Source organism: Acinetobacter sp. AOR43_HL (genome assembly GCF_027854635.1).
Classification (GTDB): Bacteria; Pseudomonadota; Gammaproteobacteria; order Pseudomonadales; family Moraxellaceae; genus Acinetobacter; species Acinetobacter pittii.
Map to the genome: position 1 here is coordinate 102501 of NZ_JAKTHX010000018.1, position 21042 is coordinate 123542.

Annotated in this window: 21 protein-coding genes; all 21 read right to left on the bottom strand. The window is 40.8% G+C overall.

Going from position 1 to position 21042, the window contains the following annotated elements:
- Positions 1 to 1296: an NAD(P)/FAD-dependent oxidoreductase gene (locus MKL33_RS07375; RefSeq protein ID WP_270906738.1), complete on the bottom strand. Its 1296-nt coding sequence runs from the start codon at positions 1294 to 1296 to the stop codon at positions 1 to 3.
- A 29-nt stretch (positions 1297 to 1325) separates the two neighbouring features.
- Positions 1326 to 3641, bottom strand: coding sequence for an MMPL family transporter (locus tag MKL33_RS07380; RefSeq protein ID WP_270906739.1), 2316 nt, complete (start codon positions 3639 to 3641; stop codon positions 1326 to 1328).
- Entirely contained in the window at positions 3616 to 4245 is a 630-nt protein-coding gene (locus tag MKL33_RS07385) for a LolA family protein (RefSeq protein WP_270906740.1), read from the bottom strand. Before MKL33_RS07385 ends, MKL33_RS07380 begins: the two co-directional genes overlap by 26 nt.
- Positions 4245 to 4673, bottom strand: a complete 429-nt coding sequence (locus MKL33_RS07390) for an acyl-CoA thioesterase (protein WP_000542808.1) — start codon at positions 4671 to 4673, stop codon at positions 4245 to 4247. Before MKL33_RS07390 ends, MKL33_RS07385 begins: the two co-directional genes overlap by 1 nt.
- A 9-nt stretch (positions 4674 to 4682) precedes the next feature.
- Positions 4683 to 6218 carry an HAL/PAL/TAL family ammonia-lyase gene (locus MKL33_RS07395; RefSeq protein WP_270906741.1) on the bottom strand — a complete coding sequence of 512 codons (1536 nt, stop codon included), beginning with the start codon at positions 6216 to 6218 and terminating at the stop codon, positions 4683 to 4685.
- Between the two features lies 1 nt (position 6219).
- On the bottom strand, positions 6220 to 7146 hold the full coding sequence (locus MKL33_RS07400; protein WP_270906742.1) for an LpxL/LpxP family acyltransferase: 927 nt from the start codon (positions 7144 to 7146) through the stop codon (positions 6220 to 6222).
- Between the two features lie 2 nt (positions 7147 to 7148).
- Entirely contained in the window at positions 7149 to 7889 is a 741-nt protein-coding gene (locus MKL33_RS07405) for a glycosyltransferase family 2 protein (RefSeq protein ID WP_270906743.1), read from the bottom strand.
- A 2-nt stretch (positions 7890 to 7891) separates the two neighbouring features.
- The gene (locus MKL33_RS07410) at positions 7892 to 9550 is read right to left on the bottom strand and encodes an AMP-binding protein (protein WP_270906744.1); all 1659 of its coding nucleotides are present in this window, start codon (positions 9548 to 9550) and stop codon (positions 7892 to 7894) included.
- Positions 9551 to 9559: 9 nt separating this feature from the next.
- Positions 9560 to 10114 carry a septation protein IspZ gene (locus MKL33_RS07415; protein WP_086393920.1) on the bottom strand — a complete coding sequence of 185 codons (555 nt, stop codon included), beginning with the start codon at positions 10112 to 10114 and terminating at the stop codon, positions 9560 to 9562.
- On the bottom strand, positions 10111 to 10365 hold the full coding sequence (locus tag MKL33_RS07420) for an acyl carrier protein (protein ID WP_171257892.1): 255 nt from the start codon (positions 10363 to 10365) through the stop codon (positions 10111 to 10113). Before MKL33_RS07420 ends, MKL33_RS07415 begins: the two co-directional genes overlap by 4 nt.
- A gap of 5 nt (positions 10366 to 10370) precedes the next feature.
- Positions 10371 to 10631, bottom strand: coding sequence for a phosphopantetheine-binding protein (locus MKL33_RS07425; protein ID WP_000067033.1), 261 nt, complete (start codon positions 10629 to 10631; stop codon positions 10371 to 10373).
- Between the two features lies 1 nt (position 10632).
- Positions 10633 to 11436 (bottom strand): lysophospholipid acyltransferase family protein, encoded by an 804-nt coding sequence (locus tag MKL33_RS07430; protein ID WP_270906745.1) that lies wholly within the window; start codon positions 11434 to 11436, stop codon positions 10633 to 10635.
- On the bottom strand, positions 11421 to 12035 hold the full coding sequence (locus MKL33_RS07435) for a beta-ketoacyl synthase chain length factor (protein WP_270906746.1): 615 nt from the start codon (positions 12033 to 12035) through the stop codon (positions 11421 to 11423). Before MKL33_RS07435 ends, MKL33_RS07430 begins: the two co-directional genes overlap by 16 nt.
- A gap of 196 nt (positions 12036 to 12231) precedes the next feature.
- A complete protein-coding gene (gene der / locus MKL33_RS07440) occupies positions 12232 to 13641 on the bottom strand; it encodes a ribosome biogenesis GTPase Der (protein WP_005066184.1) in 1410 nt (469 codons plus the stop codon).
- Between the two features lie 189 nt (positions 13642 to 13830).
- A complete protein-coding gene (gene bamB / locus MKL33_RS07445) occupies positions 13831 to 14976 on the bottom strand; it encodes an outer membrane protein assembly factor BamB (protein WP_064785518.1) in 1146 nt (381 codons plus the stop codon).
- On the bottom strand, positions 14976 to 15674 hold the full coding sequence (locus tag MKL33_RS07450) for a YfgM family protein (protein ID WP_017398816.1): 699 nt from the start codon (positions 15672 to 15674) through the stop codon (positions 14976 to 14978). Before MKL33_RS07450 ends, bamB begins: the two co-directional genes overlap by 1 nt.
- Positions 15675 to 15702: 28 nt before the next feature.
- A complete protein-coding gene (gene hisS / locus MKL33_RS07455; protein WP_017385736.1) occupies positions 15703 to 16995 on the bottom strand; it encodes a histidine--tRNA ligase in 1293 nt (430 codons plus the stop codon).
- Complete coding sequence (ispG, locus tag MKL33_RS07460) at positions 16992 to 18107, bottom strand: flavodoxin-dependent (E)-4-hydroxy-3-methylbut-2-enyl-diphosphate synthase (RefSeq protein ID WP_086400274.1); 1116 nt, start codon at positions 18105 to 18107, stop codon at positions 16992 to 16994. The genes hisS and ispG overlap by 4 nt, the downstream gene beginning before the upstream one ends.
- A gap of 21 nt (positions 18108 to 18128) precedes the next feature.
- The gene (locus tag MKL33_RS07465; RefSeq protein WP_270906747.1) at positions 18129 to 18920 is read right to left on the bottom strand and encodes a helix-turn-helix domain-containing protein; all 792 of its coding nucleotides are present in this window, start codon (positions 18918 to 18920) and stop codon (positions 18129 to 18131) included.
- Positions 18911 to 19711 (bottom strand): type IV pilus biogenesis/stability protein PilW, encoded by an 801-nt coding sequence (pilW, locus tag MKL33_RS07470; protein ID WP_213030436.1) that lies wholly within the window; start codon positions 19709 to 19711, stop codon positions 18911 to 18913. The genes MKL33_RS07465 and pilW overlap by 10 nt, the downstream gene beginning before the upstream one ends.
- A gap of 14 nt (positions 19712 to 19725) precedes the next feature.
- Positions 19726 to 20961 carry a 23S rRNA (adenine(2503)-C(2))-methyltransferase RlmN gene (rlmN, locus tag MKL33_RS07475; protein ID WP_002115097.1) on the bottom strand — a complete coding sequence of 412 codons (1236 nt, stop codon included), beginning with the start codon at positions 20959 to 20961 and terminating at the stop codon, positions 19726 to 19728.
- Positions 20962 to 21042 lie beyond the last annotated feature (81 nt).

The window sequence follows — 21042 nt, forward strand, 5'->3', positions numbered from 1 at the left end:
TTATCCCTCAAGTACCTGTTCTTGCGCCAAGCCTTCACGACAATATTCTGCCAAAGTGCTGAGTCTACGTTTAGCATTTTTATGGATTGGATTTTTTTCATCCCACGCATAACCAGCCAATAATGAAGAAATCATACGGCGAATGCCTTCATTCTGATTTTGCGAGAACACCACATCCTGAAACTCGCCTTCGTACCATGACTCAACATAGGCACGAAATACCTGAATGCCGCGGCGTAATGGTTTTTCATATTCTTCTAACCAGTCGACTTGCTGACCTTGCAAAACTCGTTCAACTAAAGGAACAGCCAAACTTGAAGATTTAAGAGCAATCGTTACACCTGATGAAAAGACAGGATCAAGAAACTCACCCGCATTACCTAATAGCGCATAGTTGCGGTCTGCCAAGTGTTTTACATTCGCTGAGTAGCCCACCAAAGTACGCACTGGTGTATCAAACTTTGCACAGCGCAAGACATGTGACAAGCTTGGTTCATCGGCTAAAATGCGTTTGAACATTGCTTCCGGTTCATTATCTTCAGCATTTTCGACCGTGTATTTGTCAAAAAAGTCTTGTTCTGCAACAACACCGAAAGAAGCCCGTCCATCTGCAAATGGAATCAGCCAATACCATGCACGATGATCTTTTTCATGGACAGTAATTAAAATTTTATTACGGTCAAACTCTGGGTCATCTGTAATTCCGTCTTCAATATGGGTAAACAGTGCACGTCGTACCGGAAAATTTGATGGGCTCTCTAAATCTAATAATTTTGGCAGAATCCGCCCAAAGCCACTCGCATCTAACAAAAATTTAGCTTGAATCTGATAACGCTGTTGTTCTTGATTAATTACTGTAAGTACAGGCTGTTCAGATGCAACATCAACATCTAAAACTTCATGTCCAAAGCGTATATCAGCACCATAAGCTTGAGCCTGTTTTGCTAGTAAGTTGTCAAAATCTGCACGGCGAACTTGCCAAGTTGTGCCCGGACCATCGGTAAATTTTTCTGTAAAGTCATAAAAGCTACGTTGCTTGCCACGTAAAAAAGCCGCGCCATTTTTAAATTGAAAAGCGTATTGTTCAACATGTTCACGGACTGTTTCTAATAAACCAGCCTCTTCTAAAAACGCCATAGACTGTGGTAACAATGACTCACCAATCGAAAAACGAGGGAAATGCTGTTTTTCAATGACCGTAACGGTGTAGCCCTTTTGTCGAAGAAGTGCAGCAGCAGAACTACCTGATGGCCCAGCCCCAATAATCACGACATCAATTTTTTCTATAGTGCTCATAGCACAACTTCCTTTTTAATTTATTCAAATTATGAATGGTCTTGTAAATTTACAATATGTTTTTCATCTGCAGGGGTTAACAAAGTCGCATAGATAAACGAGAAAATAACCCCGAATAAAACCGTTAAACCAAAACAATGAATTGCATAAGTATGGCTAAATGAAAGTAATCCAAAGCCAAGTAAGGTCGACATCATACATAAAAATAATGCCATTCCAACTACTTGAGGGTGATCATGTCCATGTCGGTAGAAAATTGCATAGTCGACACCAATCCCAATAATCAGGAAAGTCGCCATAATACTAAACAGGTTAATCTCGACACCTAACCATGCCTGAACAGCAAAAGTGCTCAGTAATGCCAAGCTGACTGGCAGGACCAAAGGCACAATCGAACTTAATCCATAAATAAGCGCCAAACTAATTGCTAGACCAATTAAGGCATAAATCAGAAGATGTTGAGCCTGCACTCGATGTTCAGCAAACATTTGCGACATTTCGGTAATCGGTTGTTGGAAATGTATATGCTCATTCTGAAGCTGCTTTAACACTTCAGGCTGTTTTGCCCCTGTCACCATGACTAATCGCTCATTGGCTTGAGGTTGTAAAAAAGCTAAAGGGTGATCTTTAAATACTGAAAAATCTAATAACGGTTGTGCCGCTAGTTGCTGTTGCCACTGTAAAACATCAGTGACATTTAGGCCCATACTTTGTGCATATTGCTGCAAAGTCGCTTTTGGAATATTTCTTAATAGTTGTAGATTATTTTGCTGCTCTGCCAATGGTGGAATCCATTGACCTAAAGCTTGAAATGCACTGATTTTTCCGTTTTTTTGCAACTGTTGTAATTGCCCTATCAGTTGCTGCTCTTGTTGCTGCATTTCATTTGCAGATGCTGCACGCACCACAAAATAATCACTACTTTGCTGCTGGCCAAATTGCTTACGAACAGCTTGGTCCTGCTGTTTTAAGCTCGCGTCCATACCTTGTAAGTTACGAATATCATCGTTACTTTTAAGATAGAAAAGACTCGAAGTACCTACTGCTAAAATGACTGCAATCAAGCCATAACGAACTTTGGCACGCTGTTGAAACCATAAGCGTGCTTGTCCAATCCACGATAAAGCTTTTATTGCTGGCTGAGCATTGAGCGCAGGTAATCTTGGTAATAGCAGTACACTACTGATCCACGCCGCAGTTAATCCTACAATTGAAAAGACCGCAATCTGCTTAAACCCAGGAAACGGAGTAAAACTCAAAAATATATATGCAACTAATGTGGTCATTAAACCCATAAACAAACTTGGTAATAGCGGTTTTAAAATTTGAAAACCATCAAGCTTTCTGTGCTGCGATTGCATCGCCATAAAATAAAATGAAAAATCAACACAGACACCAATCAGACTTGCACCAAAGACTAACGTCATCAGGTGAATTTCACCAAACACCCAATGTGTGACTGCAAACGCCACAAAGCTTCCAGTCGAAACTGCAATAAACTCGGTCGCCAAAGGTCGCAATGAACGAAAGCCGAACCAAACCAGAAAAATTAAGCCCAGTGTCGAGCCAACACCAATGGTTGAGATTTCCTGTTTAGCCGATTGCGTACCAAAATTTGAAAATAAAATAGTTCCAGTCCAATGAGATTTTAATCCCATTGCCGCTAGTTTTTGCTTAGTTTGTTCAATCCAAGTAGAGGTCTGTTCTTGGTAATCAATATTGTATGGACTTTGCGTCAACTGTAATACGAAAAGCCGAAAGATGCCTTGCTCATGATGAATCGTGGCAAAGCCCTGCTCCATTTCAATATCTTGTTGTGACGGAGTTGCCAACTGCATGGCATAACGAGGGAACAATAATAGCGGGTCTTGCTTAAGTGATTCAGCAGTGACAGGCATGCCTGGACTCATCATCTGCATCAGACTTTGTTCAGTCAGCGCAGCATAGTCCTTTTTTTGCAATAAGGCTTGATCTTGAGTACTCAACAATCCTGCACGATGTTGATACAACTGTTTTGCAAATTGATCAAAATCAAGTTGTGGCTTCAACGGTTGCCACAACTGACTTTGCTTGGCCTGCGCTGTTAAGAAATGAGTCGCTTGTTGTATCTCAGCTTCATCTTTAGCATCTACTACCACAAATACTTTATTGTTGAGTTGCTCATTCATGTACTGCTGAGTACGTGCAAGTTCTGGGTCTTGCTGAACCTTAGGCAATAACGCAAAAATATTAGTTTGAATATGAATATCTTTATTCAGCCACGTCACGCCAAGCCCCACCGCAATCAGTAGCAGAGCAATTAACCAAAGCGCGGTAAACTTATTTTGCCAGTTGGAAAAGCGCATGCTCAGCAGCCGTTAGATTCGTCGGTTGAGAAGTCTGGTGACTAAAGCGAATAGTCGTTAAATTATTCGCTTTCTCGGTAATTACGATTTGGTTAACGTACTGTTGCCCTTGAGCATCAACACGCACAAATAACTTTTTAAACAAGTTACTTTTCGGAGTTAAGCTCATGCTCCAACCCGCTGGACTATAATTCGCACTTACTACATTAAAATTCTTTGCTAAGGCCTGTTCATTACCAGACATGAGCTGTAAGAATAAAGTCGCGACCGAACTATATGGCGATTGATCAACTTGTATTTGGCTAAATGTACGCTGAGTTTTCTGTACCAATTTGGTTGGGGTAACGATCAAATCTGCTTGCACAGGTCGTTTGATTTGCCACGCTACACCATAAGATTTTGAGAACAATAAAGAGCCGTTCGATACAAAAGTTTTATTTAACGATGGCAATTTTTTTTGTTGTTCGAAATCAGCACGAACCGTAGGAGACTGTGACAATTGCTGAAAAATTTGAGTGATCTGTGCTGGTGCTGCATAGACTGCACTTAAACTACCCATCCAGATTGCAGCACCTAAACCTAAAGTTTTGATGAATTTAGACATCACGCATTCCTCTTCGGTTGAAACTCAGACCATGCATTCAAGCGATCAAACAAAACTTGAGGCGACTGAAAACACATTTCACGCGCTTCAATATTCACCGCAACCTGCGTGGTATAACCTTTAGTTAAACGTTTCCCAGACTCAGCATCAAAAATCAAGTAATCGATTTTCAAACGATTTTCCCATTCTTTTAAAATGGCCCGAACCCGAATCTTTTGTTCAAACTCAATACCGTATGCATAGCGAACATGGCTTTCAATCACAGGCCATGCATAGCCAGATTCTTTCATCTGCATATAGTTGTAATGAAATTGATCGAGCAATTTGCAGCGCGCAATCTCAAAATATTTTAAATAGTGTCCATGCCAAACCACATTCATGGTATCGACATCATGAAATGGAATTTCAATGATTACATCTGCATGCATTGGCTCACCTTATCCCATGAATTCAGGTTGATTAAACAATTCAAGTTGGTCTAAACGATCAACAATCTGTTGTAATTCGGTTTGTAATGGTCGGTCTTCTTCGACAAATGCAAAGCTTTGTAAGGTCCATTGCATAAACGTTTGCAATGTTGGACTTAACTGTGTGGTGAGGCCTTTCAGATGAATTGCCTGCACACTTGCACAGCACAGCGCTGCAATGACTTGCTGTGTTAAGGTAATTACGCGACTCGCATCACGTGCAGCAATGGTTCCCATACTGACTTTGTCTTGGTTATGACATTCGGTTGAACGTGAAAAAATTGAAGCTGCCAAAGTGTTTTTCAAGGCTTCAGCTGTCCACGCCGACACCCCAATTTGTACGGCTTTAAAACCATGATTCAGTGGCAAACGTTCAGCCGTTGCACCTGTTAAATTACGCGGTAAACCATGATTCATTTTATGGTCGACTAGCTGTGCAATCTGTCTGTCCATCAAGTCAGCAATATTAGCGATCATAATTTTCAAGCTATCCATTGCTTGTGCAATGTGCCCACCGTAAAAATGACCGCCATGCAACACACGCATACCGACTGGATCAATCAGTGGATTGTCATTACTTGAATTCAGCTCATTTTCAATGAACTGACGTAACCATACTTTTGAGTCTTCAAACACACCAATAATATGCGGTGCACAACGAAGCGAATAACGGTCTTGCAAACGTGGGCTTTGATGTGCTGTTTGTACTTCACTGTTCAGCCAGTCACGTAATTGCTTAGCAATCTGTTGCTGTCCCGGATGGGGCTTCTGTGCAAACAGCACTTCATCAAAATGACTAGGATTACCCTCCAAAGCCAATACATTTAGAGCAGTAATTAAAGTACTAGCAAGTGCTATCTGTTCTGCTTTTTTATAGTTCAAACAAGCAATTGCCGTCATCACCGCAGTACCGTTCATGAGCGCCAAACCTTCTTTTGGTCTGAGCGTTAAAGGCTGCAAGCCTTTTTCAGCATACACCTGAGCAGCTGGAACAATATTCCCATCAACATACACATCACGCTCACCGACTAAAGTTCCCGCAATGTAAGACAAAGGCGTTAAGTCCCCGCTTGCCCCGACTGAACCTTCAGAGGGAATGACTGGAATTACATTTTCGTTCAGCAACCAAACCAAACGTTCAAGTAGTGCTATCGACACACCAGAATAACCGCGAGCTAACGAACATAAACGCGTCGCCACCACTGCACGTGCAGTGATGACATCTAAATTTTCACCTAAACCACAACCATGAAAACGTGAAAGATGCAGCGGTAATTCATTAACCTGATGCAATGGAACTTCAACCAAACATGAGTCACCATAACCCGTAGTCACACCGTAGATCACGCCTTCTTCTTCAAGGAGTTGATCGAGAAAATCAGCGCCTTTCTGAATTAGTTCACGCCACTCAGACGTTTCAGGTAAAGCAACCTGACATTCGCTTCTTGCTACAGAAACAACATCTTCAATATTCAGTGGCTGTTCACCTACGGTTAACACACGCATGTTATTTCGTCCAAAAATTATAAAAATTAAACCATTGATAAGGGGCACGTAGACAATGCAGTTCTAGTACGGCAACGTATGTTTTAGTGATGGTTTGCATACTTTCAATACGGTTAGCACGAGGTAAATTTATCTGCTCGGCAATTGAATGAATATGCACTTGAAACTGCTGCTGCACCCGATAGCAAAACACGGCAATAACAGGCACTTTGAGTAAATTTGCTAAAATCCATGCACCCTGCGGGAAAGCTGCTGACTCTCCTAAAAAATCAACATGCTGTACACGATCTGACTGCACAGGCACTCGATCTGCCGCCACAATGACCCACTCACCTTGCTGCATTTTGTCTTGCAATAGCATGGCAGTTTCAATACCCAGCTCATCAACTGATAAAAGACAAACATCTGCCTTATCATTTATTTTTTTCAAAAACTCATTAAATTTTGTCGCGTGCTTTTGGTAAACCAGCACATTAATTTTCTGCGGATGCTCTGACTTAATGGCTCGAAGCAATTCAATATTGCCAAAGTGAGAGACAATAATCAGAGCACCTTTTTGATAATGCTGAGAGAAGTTTTCATGTCCAAAAACTTGCAGTTCCTGCTCGGGAATATTACCTAGCCAGCCCTCAATCTTATCTAAAATACATTCACCAAATTGCATGAAATGTGCATAGCTATTTGTCCAATTTGGTTGGTGGCTAAAGGGAGACTGCGGTCCAGCAAAATGATGCAGTTTTTGTAAATAAAGTAAGGAGGCCTGCCTTGCTGTGACAGCAAATAACCAGTACCACATGATGACGAAGTACATCACAAACTTGCATAACCAACGTCCACCAAAACGGTAAAACCATAACATCAGCATGAGGGGCAGCATTCCTCCTCGCTCTTTAATGTCGTTCCATTTTGGTGAAGCTGAATCTGTCATAATCAACCTTGCAGCTTTTGTTTTAATAGCTTCGGTAAGCGAATCAGCATCCCCATAAACAAGGTTGCATGCGCTTTGCTTAGCCCTAAGTTATCTCGCCAAGCATGAAAATGAGAAATTCCCTGCTCTGGATAAACCACAGGTGTTGGTACATTAATAAAAGGGGTATTTTCCCATTTTAAACGTACTAAAATTTCACTATCAAAACCCATACGTGGCTGGAACTTAGCACTATTTAAAACCTTTACCGTGCTCTTAAGCGGATATACGCGAAACCCACACATGCTATCTTTAATTTCAAAAGATAAGCTATTTAACCACACCCAAAAATGAGTAATGTAACGGCCATATAAGCGTTTTTTAGGAATAGAGGCATCAAAGTATGGCTGACCAATCACCATTGCATCGGGATGCTGGTGAGACTGCTCAATAAATTTTGGAATGTCATCCCAACAGTGTTGACCATCCGAATCGAGTTGTAATACATGGCTTAAACCAAGCTCATAGGCTGCACGTAAACCAGTCATTACGGCTTGTCCCTTACCCTTATTCACCTCATGTTCAATTAAGTGAATTTGGGAATATTGCTCTGCCAATGCTTTTAAAATTTGGCTACAAGCATCATCACTTCCATCATTGACCAACACAATCGGTAGATGAAAACTGTCCAGATAAGAAATTAAATCTGCTAAATAATGTGGATGATTATAAACGGGAACAACAAAGCCGTAATTGGACTGCATTTTTAATCCTCTACTTCTGTTTGCAAGGCAAATACTAATCGCCCTGAAGCCAGAATCTGTTCTGAATCGCGTAGTTCAAAACTCACTTTATGCTCTTTTCGAGCAAGCTTGAGTTGTACCACAGCATACGGACGAATCAGGTTTTGAAATTTTAACTGCTCATATCCCTGACACCAGCTCAAATCAGACCAAATTGATTTAGCAAAATGTTGTAAAAAACCTATTTGCCCAACCCCAGGATAAATCGGTTGTGTTGGGAAATGCCCTTTAAAACAAGCTAACTCAGGTGGAAATTCCAACTCCCAAATGTAGTCATCTGAATTTTGAGACTGTGACAGCACCACGGGTTGCAACATAGGCTTAAATAGAGTTTTCAAATAGTTTTTATTGAGTTTGGACTGAGTATTTTGTGGTAACTGACTGAGGAAACGCCACTGACGTGGAATTGCGATCATTTCCAAGCTGTCTTTCAACTGTTGTTTTAAATGGCTGACAAAAGCAGACTTACCCTGTTGCTGTAATTGTTCATGAGCTTGTTCTGTTAGAACAACAATACAACCCAACATTTGGCGTTGCTCATGTTCAAATACCAATACATGGCATTGCTTTACGACATCTAAGGCTTGAATGCTTTGCTCGATCGCATCTAGACTTAAACGCTTTTCTTCAAGTTTTACAATCCGATCTGTACGCCCCATCAGCTTAAAGGTCTGACATGTGGCATCTGTCCATACAGCACCATCACCTGTGGTAATCCAGTCATTCTCATAGGCATGATTACTCTTGACCATAAGCTGTTGGTCTTCAATCCGAATAGCCACATTACTAAATGCAGTCCAAGCATCTTCATCTTTAGCACGATGGGCAATACCACCAGTTTCCGAACTTCCCAAAACCTCAATAATCGGACGATTTAATAAAGGGCGAACACCACTTTCTAGCTTGCCCCCAGAACTAAACACCATCTGGCAGTGTTGTAAAACAACATCGGTTGTCCAGCGTTTTAATAAAGCAGGACTTGAGATCAAATAATTGCTTAACCCCATTGTTTCTAATTGTTTTTGGGCTTGTACCACATCTTCAGGGAATGCCATTTGAGGATTATAAAAACTTCGACCTGTAGAAAGTGGTAGTAATAATTTAAACAGTAATCCATAAATATGTTGATGACTAACTGTTGCAATCGCAGTTGCATGTTCATCAAAGCTAAAACTCTGACTCAACCCTTGGACTTCGTTAAGTAATTGTCTAAGTGTTCTTGGAATTTTTTTAGGTTCCCCAGTTGAACCCGACGTATAAAAATAGAGTTGAGCCTGCTCTAAAAAAGTATCATCTAAGGTTAAAGATAAAGGAACAACTTCTCCAATTTCTTGACGCTTTAAAAAATAAATCTGTTGTGCTGCAAAATCCTGTTCTAATTCACGCACTCGATTGGGTGGCAAAAGTATTTGTTTTTTCGCTAACAAAGCAGCAAAGAATAAAACCAGAAATTCATAACTATCTGCTTCCCATAAAGCCCAAGTTAGATTTTCCATTTGAGCAATTGCAGCAGCTTGTAACGCCACATCCTGCCAAAATTGATTAAAACTGGTCGAGTTTAGAGTACCGTCTATACAAAGTGGCTGAGCTGAATCGATGAATTTCTGAAAATGGCAATACATAGTTTTTAATTAATGATTTGAAGAATGTAAACGCTGATGTCGCTTACGCAAAATAAATTCACCAAGGAACAAAATGCCCATCAGCACATAAGAAATAAAGCCATTATAAATGACCCAAACCTGAGTTGAGGTAAAAAGCACAGTGCTTAAAGCAATCAGTGCATTACAAAAAAAGAAAACACACCAAACTTTGGTGACCTGTCTGGTCCACTGTACGCCAGAAGCAGGTAAATCAGGTTCAACGAGTCGGGCAAAGCGCTCAATCATAGACGGCGGCTTAATGAGTGTCAGCGAAAAAATAATTAATGCGCCTAAACTCATACCCACTGGATATAACTTTAGCCAAGCATGGTCATGTAACAATAAACTTAGACTACCGCAAACGATAGCAAAACCCGTTAATGGCCATAATAACGAGTTGCCTTTGCTAAAAAGTCTGATCACACCCAACCCGATGAGTAAAGCACTCACCCAGACAAATTGGCCGTGACTCAAACTCCAGCCCACAATAAAGGGATACAGCACAAAAAGTGCCGTCATTATCCCTTTAAGAATAAACTTCATTCAGCAGTCATGTTCTGAATAACCGTCACCACATCAAGTACGGTTCTCACATTTTTAAAGTCTTCAGGCTTTACTTGCTTGCCTGTTAACTCTTTAATTTTTACAACTAAATCGACCGCATCAATACTGTCCACATCAAGGTCTGAATAAAGGTTCGAATCGAGTTGAACAGTCTCTGGTTCAATCTCAAACAAATCTTCCATCCATTCGCGGAGTTTAGCTAGTACTTGCTCTTGAGATAACATCATCACGCTCCTTATGACTTCTGTTGTGCTTCAACTAAAGCAACCAAGCTCTGGATTGACTTAAAATGCTGTTTGGTTTCATCCGACTCTGCATTTAAATGAATGTTGTAACGCTTTTTCAAAGCCAGTCCCAACTCAAGTGCATCAATCGAGTCTAATCCTAAACCTTCTCCAAATAATGGAGCTTCTGTATCAATATCGGCAATAGTAATATCTTCTAGTGCTAGAACATCAATAATCATTTGCTTTAGTTCATCAGCAAGATTGCTCATTTCAAGATAACTCTTCATCAAAAATATTATAAAAACTACGACTTAACTGACGAACTTGTTTAGGTCCTACTGTTAAATCATCTAACAGATCTGATACTTGCACAGCATCTAATACCTTGACCTCGATATGAAATGGTTGAGATGGTACGTGGTACCATTTTTCATTCTTGGTTAAAGTTGATGGTGTACAAGTAATAATTACTGGGCGAATTGGTACATTTGCACGAATGGCAATATTGGCTGCGCCTCGCTGAAACTCGTTTAAGGTCATCCCTTTTTCAGTGCGCGTTCCTTCCGGAAAAATTAAAAGAGAAGCCGCATTATTTTCTTTTAGACGCTTTACACAGTCTTCAACAAACTGCTGAGAACCTGCATTTAAAATATAGCCTGCGCTTTGTACGGGACCTTTGGTAAATGGGTTCGACCAAAGAGACTGCTTCACGACACAATTAGCCTGCTGCATCATACCAATTAGTACTACAACATCAATCAAAGTCGGATGATTGGCAATCACCAGCTCTTGGCGACTATTTTGTAGTTTTTCTAGCCCCTCTACCGAATAAGTCATGATGCCGAGTTTGACCATCATGTCGGTAAAGCCTTTAAAACTATATTTAATCACATTTTGCGCACGTTGCTGCCGCTTTTGCGGATCAGAAGTGGTTGCATTGAGTACGGGTGCAATCACTGAGGCAATGGCCATACCACCCAGCCCAAAACTGGCAAAACTAAAGCCAGTAGCAGCCACACGCCAGCAATAATTACTTTTTTGCTTGAGATTTTTAAGATTTAGCATTTGTTCCACCCAAATGCAGATGTTAACTGGTCAGCATCCTGCCAAAAATGAGCAAAAGCAGGAGCATCTGCTTCATCTATATGCGTCCACGCAGTAATTTGTAAATTAGGTTGCTCTAAAGTAACAACAGCAGCCATCGCATAGGCAGAAAAATCGACTGCCTCAGCATAAATATTAGGTAATGGCTCATCATAAGCGACGACTAAGACCCGCTTAATCTCAGGCATTGACTTTAAAAGTGCATAAGCCTCAATCAAACCTTCAGTCCATGAACAGCTTAAGCTTGTAGAGGGAGTATCATCCTGACATAAAATCGAGTAGAGGCCCGAAATTGCATTATGAACAGACGTTGAAAATTGTGTTGGCGATGGAGTTTGATCATTTAAAACGTCTTGCAAGATATTTAACGTTTTTGCCTCATCACCATATTTTGATACCCAAACAATATAATCGGCCTTACTATCTTCTAATGCACCGATCGCACTATTTAAAGCAAGTTTGGCCAATGGTGATAAACGTCTACGCTGCATAGCTGGGATGCAGTCGAGAGCCGCATAGGAAGGCTGAGCATGTGTAAATATAAGCTGAGCAAGATGTAATGTTACCATGCTAAAAAATGAACCCTAAGCCGCATTATTCTGTCGAAATATAAATTATTTTATAAAGATGCTGATTATAGCATTCGTTATAAAATTTACAAAAAATTACGTTTATCACTCACACTTTTTCATAACTCTTCGGAGTAGTTCATTTATTTGCAAAAAAAACCCAAAGAAAACTTTGGGTTTTTGAATAAGAAAAAACTTAACGGTTAAATTTTTTCTCTGCTTTCTTAAATTTCTGAATATAACGACGGCGACGTGCAGCAGTACGTTCATCAACCTGACTTTTACGACCTTCAAACGGGTTTTCAGAAGTTTTAAAGTCAATACGAACTGGCGTACCTTCAAGTTTATATACTTTACGGAATACGTTTTCCAAGTAACGACGATAATCAGCAGGTGTCTTATCAACCTTATTACCGTGGATCACAATAGTTGGTGGGTTCTGTCCACCCATATGCGCATAACGCATTTTAATACGACGACCGCTAATCATTGGCGGTTGATGAGCTTCTGTCGCATCACTCAAAATTTGAGTCAATTTAGCTGGTGATACTTTTAAGTTCGCAGACTCATAAGCACGGTGGATAGAAGGATATAAATCACCCACCCCAGTTCCATGTAAAGCAGAAATTAAATGGATTTTTGCCCATGGAATAAAGTCAAAACGACGTTCAACATCAAGCTTACACTGCTTGCGGTCGTATTCAGACATGTTATCCCATTTGTTGATGGCAATAACCATGGCACGACCAGCTTCAAGCGCATAGCCAATTAAATGCAAGTCTTGCTCAACAATACCTTCACGCGCATCGACTACAACTACGACAACATGTGCATCTTTCATGGCTTGCAAAGTTTTAACAATTGAGAACTTCTCAATCATTTCATCAACCTTACCTTTACGACGCACACCTGCTGTATCAATTAAAGTGTATTTACGACCTTCACGCTCAAAAGGAATGTAAATCGAGTCACGAGTTGTACCTGGTTGGTCAAATGCCACCACACGGTCTTCACCAAGCAAACGGTTGACCAGTGTTGACTTACCAACGTTAGGACGACCAATAATTGCTAAACGTAAGCCAGTATCTTTGTCATGTTCTTCAGGATTTTCATCTTCTGGAACTTCCGCAAGTACATCTTCCAGCATTTGCTGTACGCCACGACCATGGCTAGCGGCAACTTGTAATGGTTCACCCATACCAAGTTTGTAGAACTCAACCAAAGCTGCTTCAGCATGAACACCATCTACCTTGTTCGCAACAAGATAAATTTTCTTGCCTAAAGTACGTAGTTCACGAGCAATTTGCTCATCAGAAGCTAACAATCCCGCACGAGCGTCAACCACAAAAATAATAATATCTGCTTCATTGATCGCTGTTTTTGACTGCTCGGCCATGTAGTTATCGATACCGCCTTCACTCTCACCGATACCGCCAGTATCAACAACAATGAAAGACTTATTTTGATAAGTCGCATCACCATATTTACGGTCACGAGTCAGACCCGCGAAGTCGGCTACAAGTGCATCACGACTCTTGGTAATCTGGTTAAATAACGTTGATTTTCCGACATTCGGACGACCAATGAGCGCAATAACGGGTTTCATACAATAACCTTAATTCAAGACCAGCCATATCTCATGGCATGAGCATTAGAAACAATACAGGAGATATATTTTAAGGTCAGATATGACCATAATAAAAGACGGGGCTTTGAACTGATTTAATTCAAACACCCCGATATTTTTTTAACAGCGTAATTTGTTAAGCGGCTATTTTAGCACAAGCAAACGAAATTAACGATTCTGCCAAATACTTAAATCGCCTTTTCTGGTCGAAACGTAAAGTTGGTTCTCAATAACACGTAATGTATTGACCTCCCCACTTGTTTTTGAACGACCAATCAACTTACCTGTTGCAGGATCAACAAGATGTAATACGCCATCTAAATCACCCACAATAAGATCCGATCCCAACACAACAGGGTTACTTAAATGACGGTTTAATAAACTATCATTTTGCCAAACTTGTTCGCCTGTCGTTAAATCATAAGCAGTTAACTTACCATCAGTTGATGAAACAAATACTTTATTGTCATAAACTTCTGGACGCTTCGTGCTGCTTGAGTCTTCACTCCAAACTACACGTTGCGAAGCTAGATCAGTTACAGTCACTTGCCCTTGGAAACTAGTCGTTACCATAAACTGTCCAGCAACAGTAGGATCACCATCGATATCAATCAAACGTTGAATATCAGAACGGCCTTCACTTACTGCAACACGGCGTTGGAAACGTGGAATACCACTAATCGTATCAATTGCATAAACATACGCATTCGCAGATGCGATTAATACGGTACGCGGGTCAAGACTCACCGGTGAGGCCTGACCACGTAAACTAAATTGGACATTTGGTAATTTATAAGCCCAAACTTGTTGGCCTGAAGCAGCATCATGCGCAAATACAGTACCATCATTAGCAATGGTAATAACGCGTCCAGACTGAACTAAAGAAGGACTTAATAGTGCACCAGATAACTGCGCAGTCCACTTTTGTTCACCTGTTGCCTGATCTAAAGCAAAAAGTTGACCTTTACTATTACCAACAACAACAATTCCTTCAGCAGCTTCAACACCAGAGCTCAAGCCTAATTTGCTGACTTTTTTCTCCCAAAGACGCTGCTTACCACGATATGCAGCGACTTCACCTTTTGGGTCAAGCGTAAAGACCACGCCCTCACTTGCGTCAAGCTGCAAACGTAACGGATCTGCCTTATCAGTAGAAGAAACACTGCGCGAAAACACGGGTACTAGAGTCTTTTTCGACTCAGTCAATTTCGGTAGTGGATTTGGTTTTGCTTCTTTTACTTTGTTGCTAGAACATCCCACCAGTACAGCTGATGCGATTGCAATTGCCAAAGGCAGTTTGAATTTCTGATTCATTAAGACTCTTCCACCTGTGTTTCCAAAATTGGGCGCTCAATCTGTGGATCTTCAACTAAAACGCCAACACTTTCGAGTTTAATTTGTAAAATTTGTCGTTCTTGTTTACGTTCCAGTAACGAATCCCATGCTGCCTGATACGCTTTTTTAGCAGAATCAATATCTTTCTTGGCAACAAAGATATCACCACGTAACTCTTCTACTGTTGCTTTAAATGCAGGATCGACGTTACCAGACAAGGTTTTTAGTGCTTCATCATATTTGTTTTGCGCCAATTGTGCATCTGCTAAACGCAATTTTACAACCTGAATCAAACCTTCATCTTTTACTTTTGAATTTTCGACTTTCTTCAATGCTTTTTCAGCAGCAGCATAGTCTTGTTTTTCATAGGCTAATTTTGCTAATACAAACTGAGTCTGTATCGCCTGAACAGAATCGATATCATCTTTTACGATTTTATCTGCCGATGCAGTGACCGAAGTTAAAGCATTAGGATTATCAGCACTTGCATTTGCCTCATCCATTAACTGCTGTACTTTTGCAGTTTCTGTCTGGCTGCTCGCAAGATTTCTTTTTTGCCAATATTCCCACCCAAAAAAGGCAATCAATGCAATGAGAATCCCGCTAATCATGGCAGAACCATATTTTTTGGCGAACGACTTTAAGCTGTCGAATTGTTCTTCATCACTTACACTCATGTGATTGTCCTTTTCCAGATGTTTCAGTTTATTTTGTAAATTTTTCGATTAAGAATGGTACAAGCTCAGCCAGCGCAACTTGTGACTGCTCAGCTGTTGCTAACTCTTTGATAGCAAGCTGCTGTGCTTCCCATTCACGCTCACCTAAAATCATGGCGTAAACAGCCCCAGCCTGATCAGCTTTTTTCATCTGACTCTTCATACTGCCTTGTGAACCTGTTTTGATTCGAATACTGCTATTTGCAGCTTCTAACTGGTCACGTAATTGCTCCGCTAAAATCAAAGCTTTAGTTTGATAAGCAGGTTCTGCAACCAAGAAGACTTCACAATCACGTATAACTTGAGCCTGTTCAACCTGCTCAAGTAGAAGCAATAAACGCTCCATACCCATCGCAAAACCAACAGCAGGTACAGATTGATCGGCCTTACCTTTTAGCTGACCAACTAAACCGTCGTAGCGACCGCCAGCACATACAGTACCTTGCGAACCAAGTGCAGTTGTTGTCCATTCAAAAACGGTTTTGTTGTAATAGTCTAGACCACGCACCAATTTTTGATTAATGACAAATTGGATGCCAGCAGCAGTCAAATAATCTTGTAACTGCTTAAAATGATCCAAGCTTTCTTCTTTCAAGAAGTCATGTAATTTCGGTGCATTTTCTAAAATTTTCTGAGTAGATTCAATTTTAGAATCCAAAATACGTAATGGATTCGTTGTTAAACGACGCTGTGAGTCTTCATCCAACGCATCTTTATGCTCGTTTAAAAACGCAACTAAAGCATTACGATACTCTGTACGCTCATCAGTTTCGCCCAAAGTATTTAACTCAAGCTGAACCTTATCAGCAACGCCCATACGTTTCCATAAACGAGCGGTCAACATAATCAATTCAGCATCGATATCAGGAGTCGCAACACCGAAAGTTTCCACGCCAAACTGGTGGAACTGGCGGTAACGTCCTTTTTGTGGCTTCTCATAACGGAACATAGGTCCCATATACCACACACGTGGCGTAGCACCGCGCAACAAATTATGTTCAACCAATGCACGAACACAACCTGCTGTACCTTCCGGGCGTAAGGTTAATGACTCTGGTGGATTGCCTTTGTCAAAAAAGGTATACATTTCTTTTTCAACAATATCGGTAGCATCACCAATAGCACGTTTAAACAAACCCGTTTGTTCAACGATCGGCAAACGAATTTGTTGATATCCATAAGCATCCATTAAAGATGCTAAATGTTGCTCGAGACGTCTCCACGCTACTGTTTGCGTTGGCAAGATGTCATTAAAACCTTTGATTGCGACGATTGAACTCATGATGAACTACGAATAATTTCTTTAGATTTAGCTTCTTCAAGCTCTTGGACACGTTGACGAACCATAGTTTCGATTTCATCAACCAATTGATCGGTATCGATTAAATGGCTTTTTTCACCATTACGATAAACCAATGAGCGAGGCGCTGCCCCGACAACCCCGATATCAGCTTCTTTTGCTTCACCCGGGCCATTTACCTTACAACCAATCACTGACACATCCATTGGAGTACGAATATCTTCTAGACGCTCTTCCAATGCTTGCATTACCTGAATAACATTAAATTCTTGGCGAGAGCAACTTGGGCAAGCAATAAAGTTAATGCCGTTAGAGCGTAGACCAAGCGATTTTAAGATATCAAAACCAATCTTGATTTCATCTTCCGGTTCGGCAGCAAGCGAAATACGCATCGTATCGCCAATACCTTCCATCAATAATCCGCCAAGGGCAATCGCTGATTTCACAGTACCCGTACGGTAAATACCTGCTTCGGTAACGCCAAGGTGTAATGGATTATCAATTTGCTGAGAAAGCAAGCGGTAAGCATCCATGGTTAAAAACACATTTGAGGCTTTTACGCTAACTTTAAACTCATGAAAATCAAGGCGGTCTAAAATATCAATATGACGTAGTGCTGACTCAAGCAACGCCTCACCTGTAGGCTCGCCATATTTCTTTTGTAAATCTTTTTCTAAAGAACCCGCATTGACCCCAATACGCATAGAAATGCCATGATGACGTGCCGCAGCAACAACTTCACGCACTTTCTGATCTGAGCCGATATTACCTGGGTTAATACGTAAACAGTCTGCACCATAGTCTGCAACTGCCAGAGCAATTCTATGGTCAAAGTGAATATCAGCCACCAATGGAACTGAAACACGTTTACGGATCGCACCAAATGCCTCAGCAGCCTCCATAGATGGGACCGAAACACGCATAATATCAGCACCTGCATCAACGCAACGCTCGATTTGAGCAACGGTTGCATCGACATCGCAAGTTTCGGTATTTGTCATACTTTGCACACTAATAGGTGCATCGCCACCGACATACACCGAACCAACACGGATTTTACGTGTTGGTCGACGTTTAATTGGGTTCTCTATCATTGTATCGCTCAACTCATGGTATTAGCGGGATAAACGGAATTCTGCTTTACCGTTTACCGTATATGGAGACAATGAAATCTGTTCTTGGTTTAGACTTAATGACACAGCCGTTGCATCATCAAGACGAATCTGAAATGGAGACTCACCATTTAAACTTAAAGTTGATGACTGACGACCTGTCGCCAAAACTTTACCTGTTGCATCAACAATATGAACAGAAGTTGGTCGGTTAAAGTTTAACACCAATTGATCACCCACTGTTGAGGTGGTAGCTCCTTGCATAGGTAAAACTTCAACATTCGATTGATTTACTCTAGATAAATCAGCATCTTCTTTCTTTGAAGTCCATTTTTGGACACCCATAACAAGCAATGACACAACAGCGAGAATTACAACAGCAAGAAGTGCGCGCTTTAACCATTTCTTATTACGATCACTATTAGAACCCGGGAGTTTACCCATGATTTTAATTGGTGAATTATTTAAGGCATGATTTGGTAACAGCCCAGTATCATTTGCATAAATCTCATCGAAACGCTGAATAATTGCGGTCGCGTCCGTATTTAAATATTTTGCATATGAACGGTAATAACCCTTAATGAAAGTCGCTTCCGGCAATGATTTATAGTCATCTTGCTCTAAAGCGGTCAAGGTCTTAACCGGCATATTTAAATCTGAAGAAACTTGCCCTAACTCTTTATTCTGAGCAACTCGAATTTGACGTAAATACTCACCAGGACGTTGAATATTTCCTAAAGCAGAAGTCGGTAAGCTTGAGCCAGTTGGCTGCTGTGAATTAGGATTTATTTCCATACGGCCTCAGTACTATACTGTAATTGCAAATAACGTTGATATTCTGGACTTTCCGGGAACAAGGCACGTAACTGGTTTACTAACACTTGCATTCCCATTTTATCCGCATTGGCTCGAGCCACTCTTACACCAATCCAAAGTGCTCTTGCACCCTGATTTTTCTGCCCCACTGTACGAACATATTGCTCATACATTTGTGTAGCAGCCGGAATCTGCTGCTGCAAATAAAAAATTTCCGCTAACTCTAACATTGAAATATAAGAGTCGCGGTTAGCAAGGAGTGCTTGTTTGAATGTTTTTTCAGCATTCGCAACATCACCCAATTTTAAATAAATACGCCCCAGATTTTCTAATGCCTGATAGCGTTGGTCATAACCTAATGTTGCGCCAGCAATACGAAATTGCTCAACAGCCTCATTATAACGCTCCATTTGATATAAATAAGTACCATAATTATTATGTGCTTGAGCATTATCCGGTTCAGATGAAATTGCTCGTTTAAAATAATGTTCTGCTTTTTCTAAATTGGGTTTGCTACCTTCTTGCTGTAGCAAAATACCCATCATCATATTTGCAGTAGCATCGCGACTATCTACACTTAAAGCTTGATCAAGAGCTCGCTTTGCTGAGTCCAAGTCACCCGAACGGATATGTTCAGCAGCAAGTTGTGTACGCACCTTTACCGCTTTCTCTGGGTCTTTTTTTTGCGTATGCGTTGTCTGGCAACCACTTGCCAGAAATGCAACTGCAATCCCCATACATAAGACCGTTTTCAACTTTGGAATACTCAAAGCCTGCCCTCAATTTATCCTTGTGTACGCAAAATCTCTTGACGCTGTGTTACTTTTTTCTGCCACTGTTCAGCACGGCGGGTTCTATCAGCCACCTGACCCACTAGCTGTCCACATGCAGCATCAATATCATCACCACGTGTTTGACGAATCGTACACACAAATCCCGCATCAGACAAAGTTTTTTGGAACGAGATAATACGATTTCGGCTTGAGCGACCATATGGCGCATGCGGGAATGGGTTAAATGGGATCAAGTTAATTTTACTTGGTAAATTTTTTAATAACTTAATCATTTGCTGTGCATGTTCAGGCTGATCATTTACGCCCTCTAACATCACATATTCGATGGTCACATGTTTACGCGTACTTTCATTACCATCTTTGGCAATATAGCGCTGACATGCTGCAATTAACTGAGCCAATGGATATTTTTTATTAATTGGCACAAGCTCATTACGTAATTCATCGTTTGGCGCATGTAAAGAAATGGCTAAAGCGACATCAATGTCTTTTGCAAGCTGGTCAATTTTCGGTACAACACCCGATGTCGATAAAGTCACACGACGTTTTGACATGCCATAAGCAAAGTCATCAAGCATAATCTGCATTGAGCTTAATACAGCATCATAGTTGAGCAATGGCTCACCCATGCCCATCATCACGACATTGGTCACTGAACGCTCACGCTCAGCAACTGGCACTTCTTCCATATAAGAATAGTTTGCCATCCAGAGTTGCCCAATAATTTCATCTGGCGTTAAATCACGTTGGAAACCTTGTTTGCCTGTTGAACAAAATGAGCAATCTAATGCACAGCCCACTTGAGAGGAAATACAAAGTGTTTTACGTAATCCAGTTTTATCTTCGGCAGGAATTAATACAGTTTCAACCAAAGAACCTGCACCCTCACCTACGCGAAACACCCACTTACGTGTACCATCTTTTGAATAATGACGATGAACCACTTCAGGTGCTTTAATTTCACAAATCTGCTCAAGCTTCGCACGTAGTTTGCCTGAAATATTGGTCATTTCAGCAAAGTCAGTAACAAAGTATTGATGTATCCATTTCATGACCTGTCCGGCACGAAACTTCTTCTCACCAATATCTTCAAAGAATTTTTCTAACTCAGGACGAGACATGCCGAGTAAATTCACTTTATTTTCGGCAGCAGGGATTACCGGCGTGGACGAAGATTGCTGCTGTCCATCAAGATTTTCAGATGAAACGACCACTGCAGAGCTCATGTGTATTTACCTAAACCATGTCAAAAAAACTGAAGATATTGTTCAAGAATCAAACAATATTCTCTTAAGAGAATAAAAAAA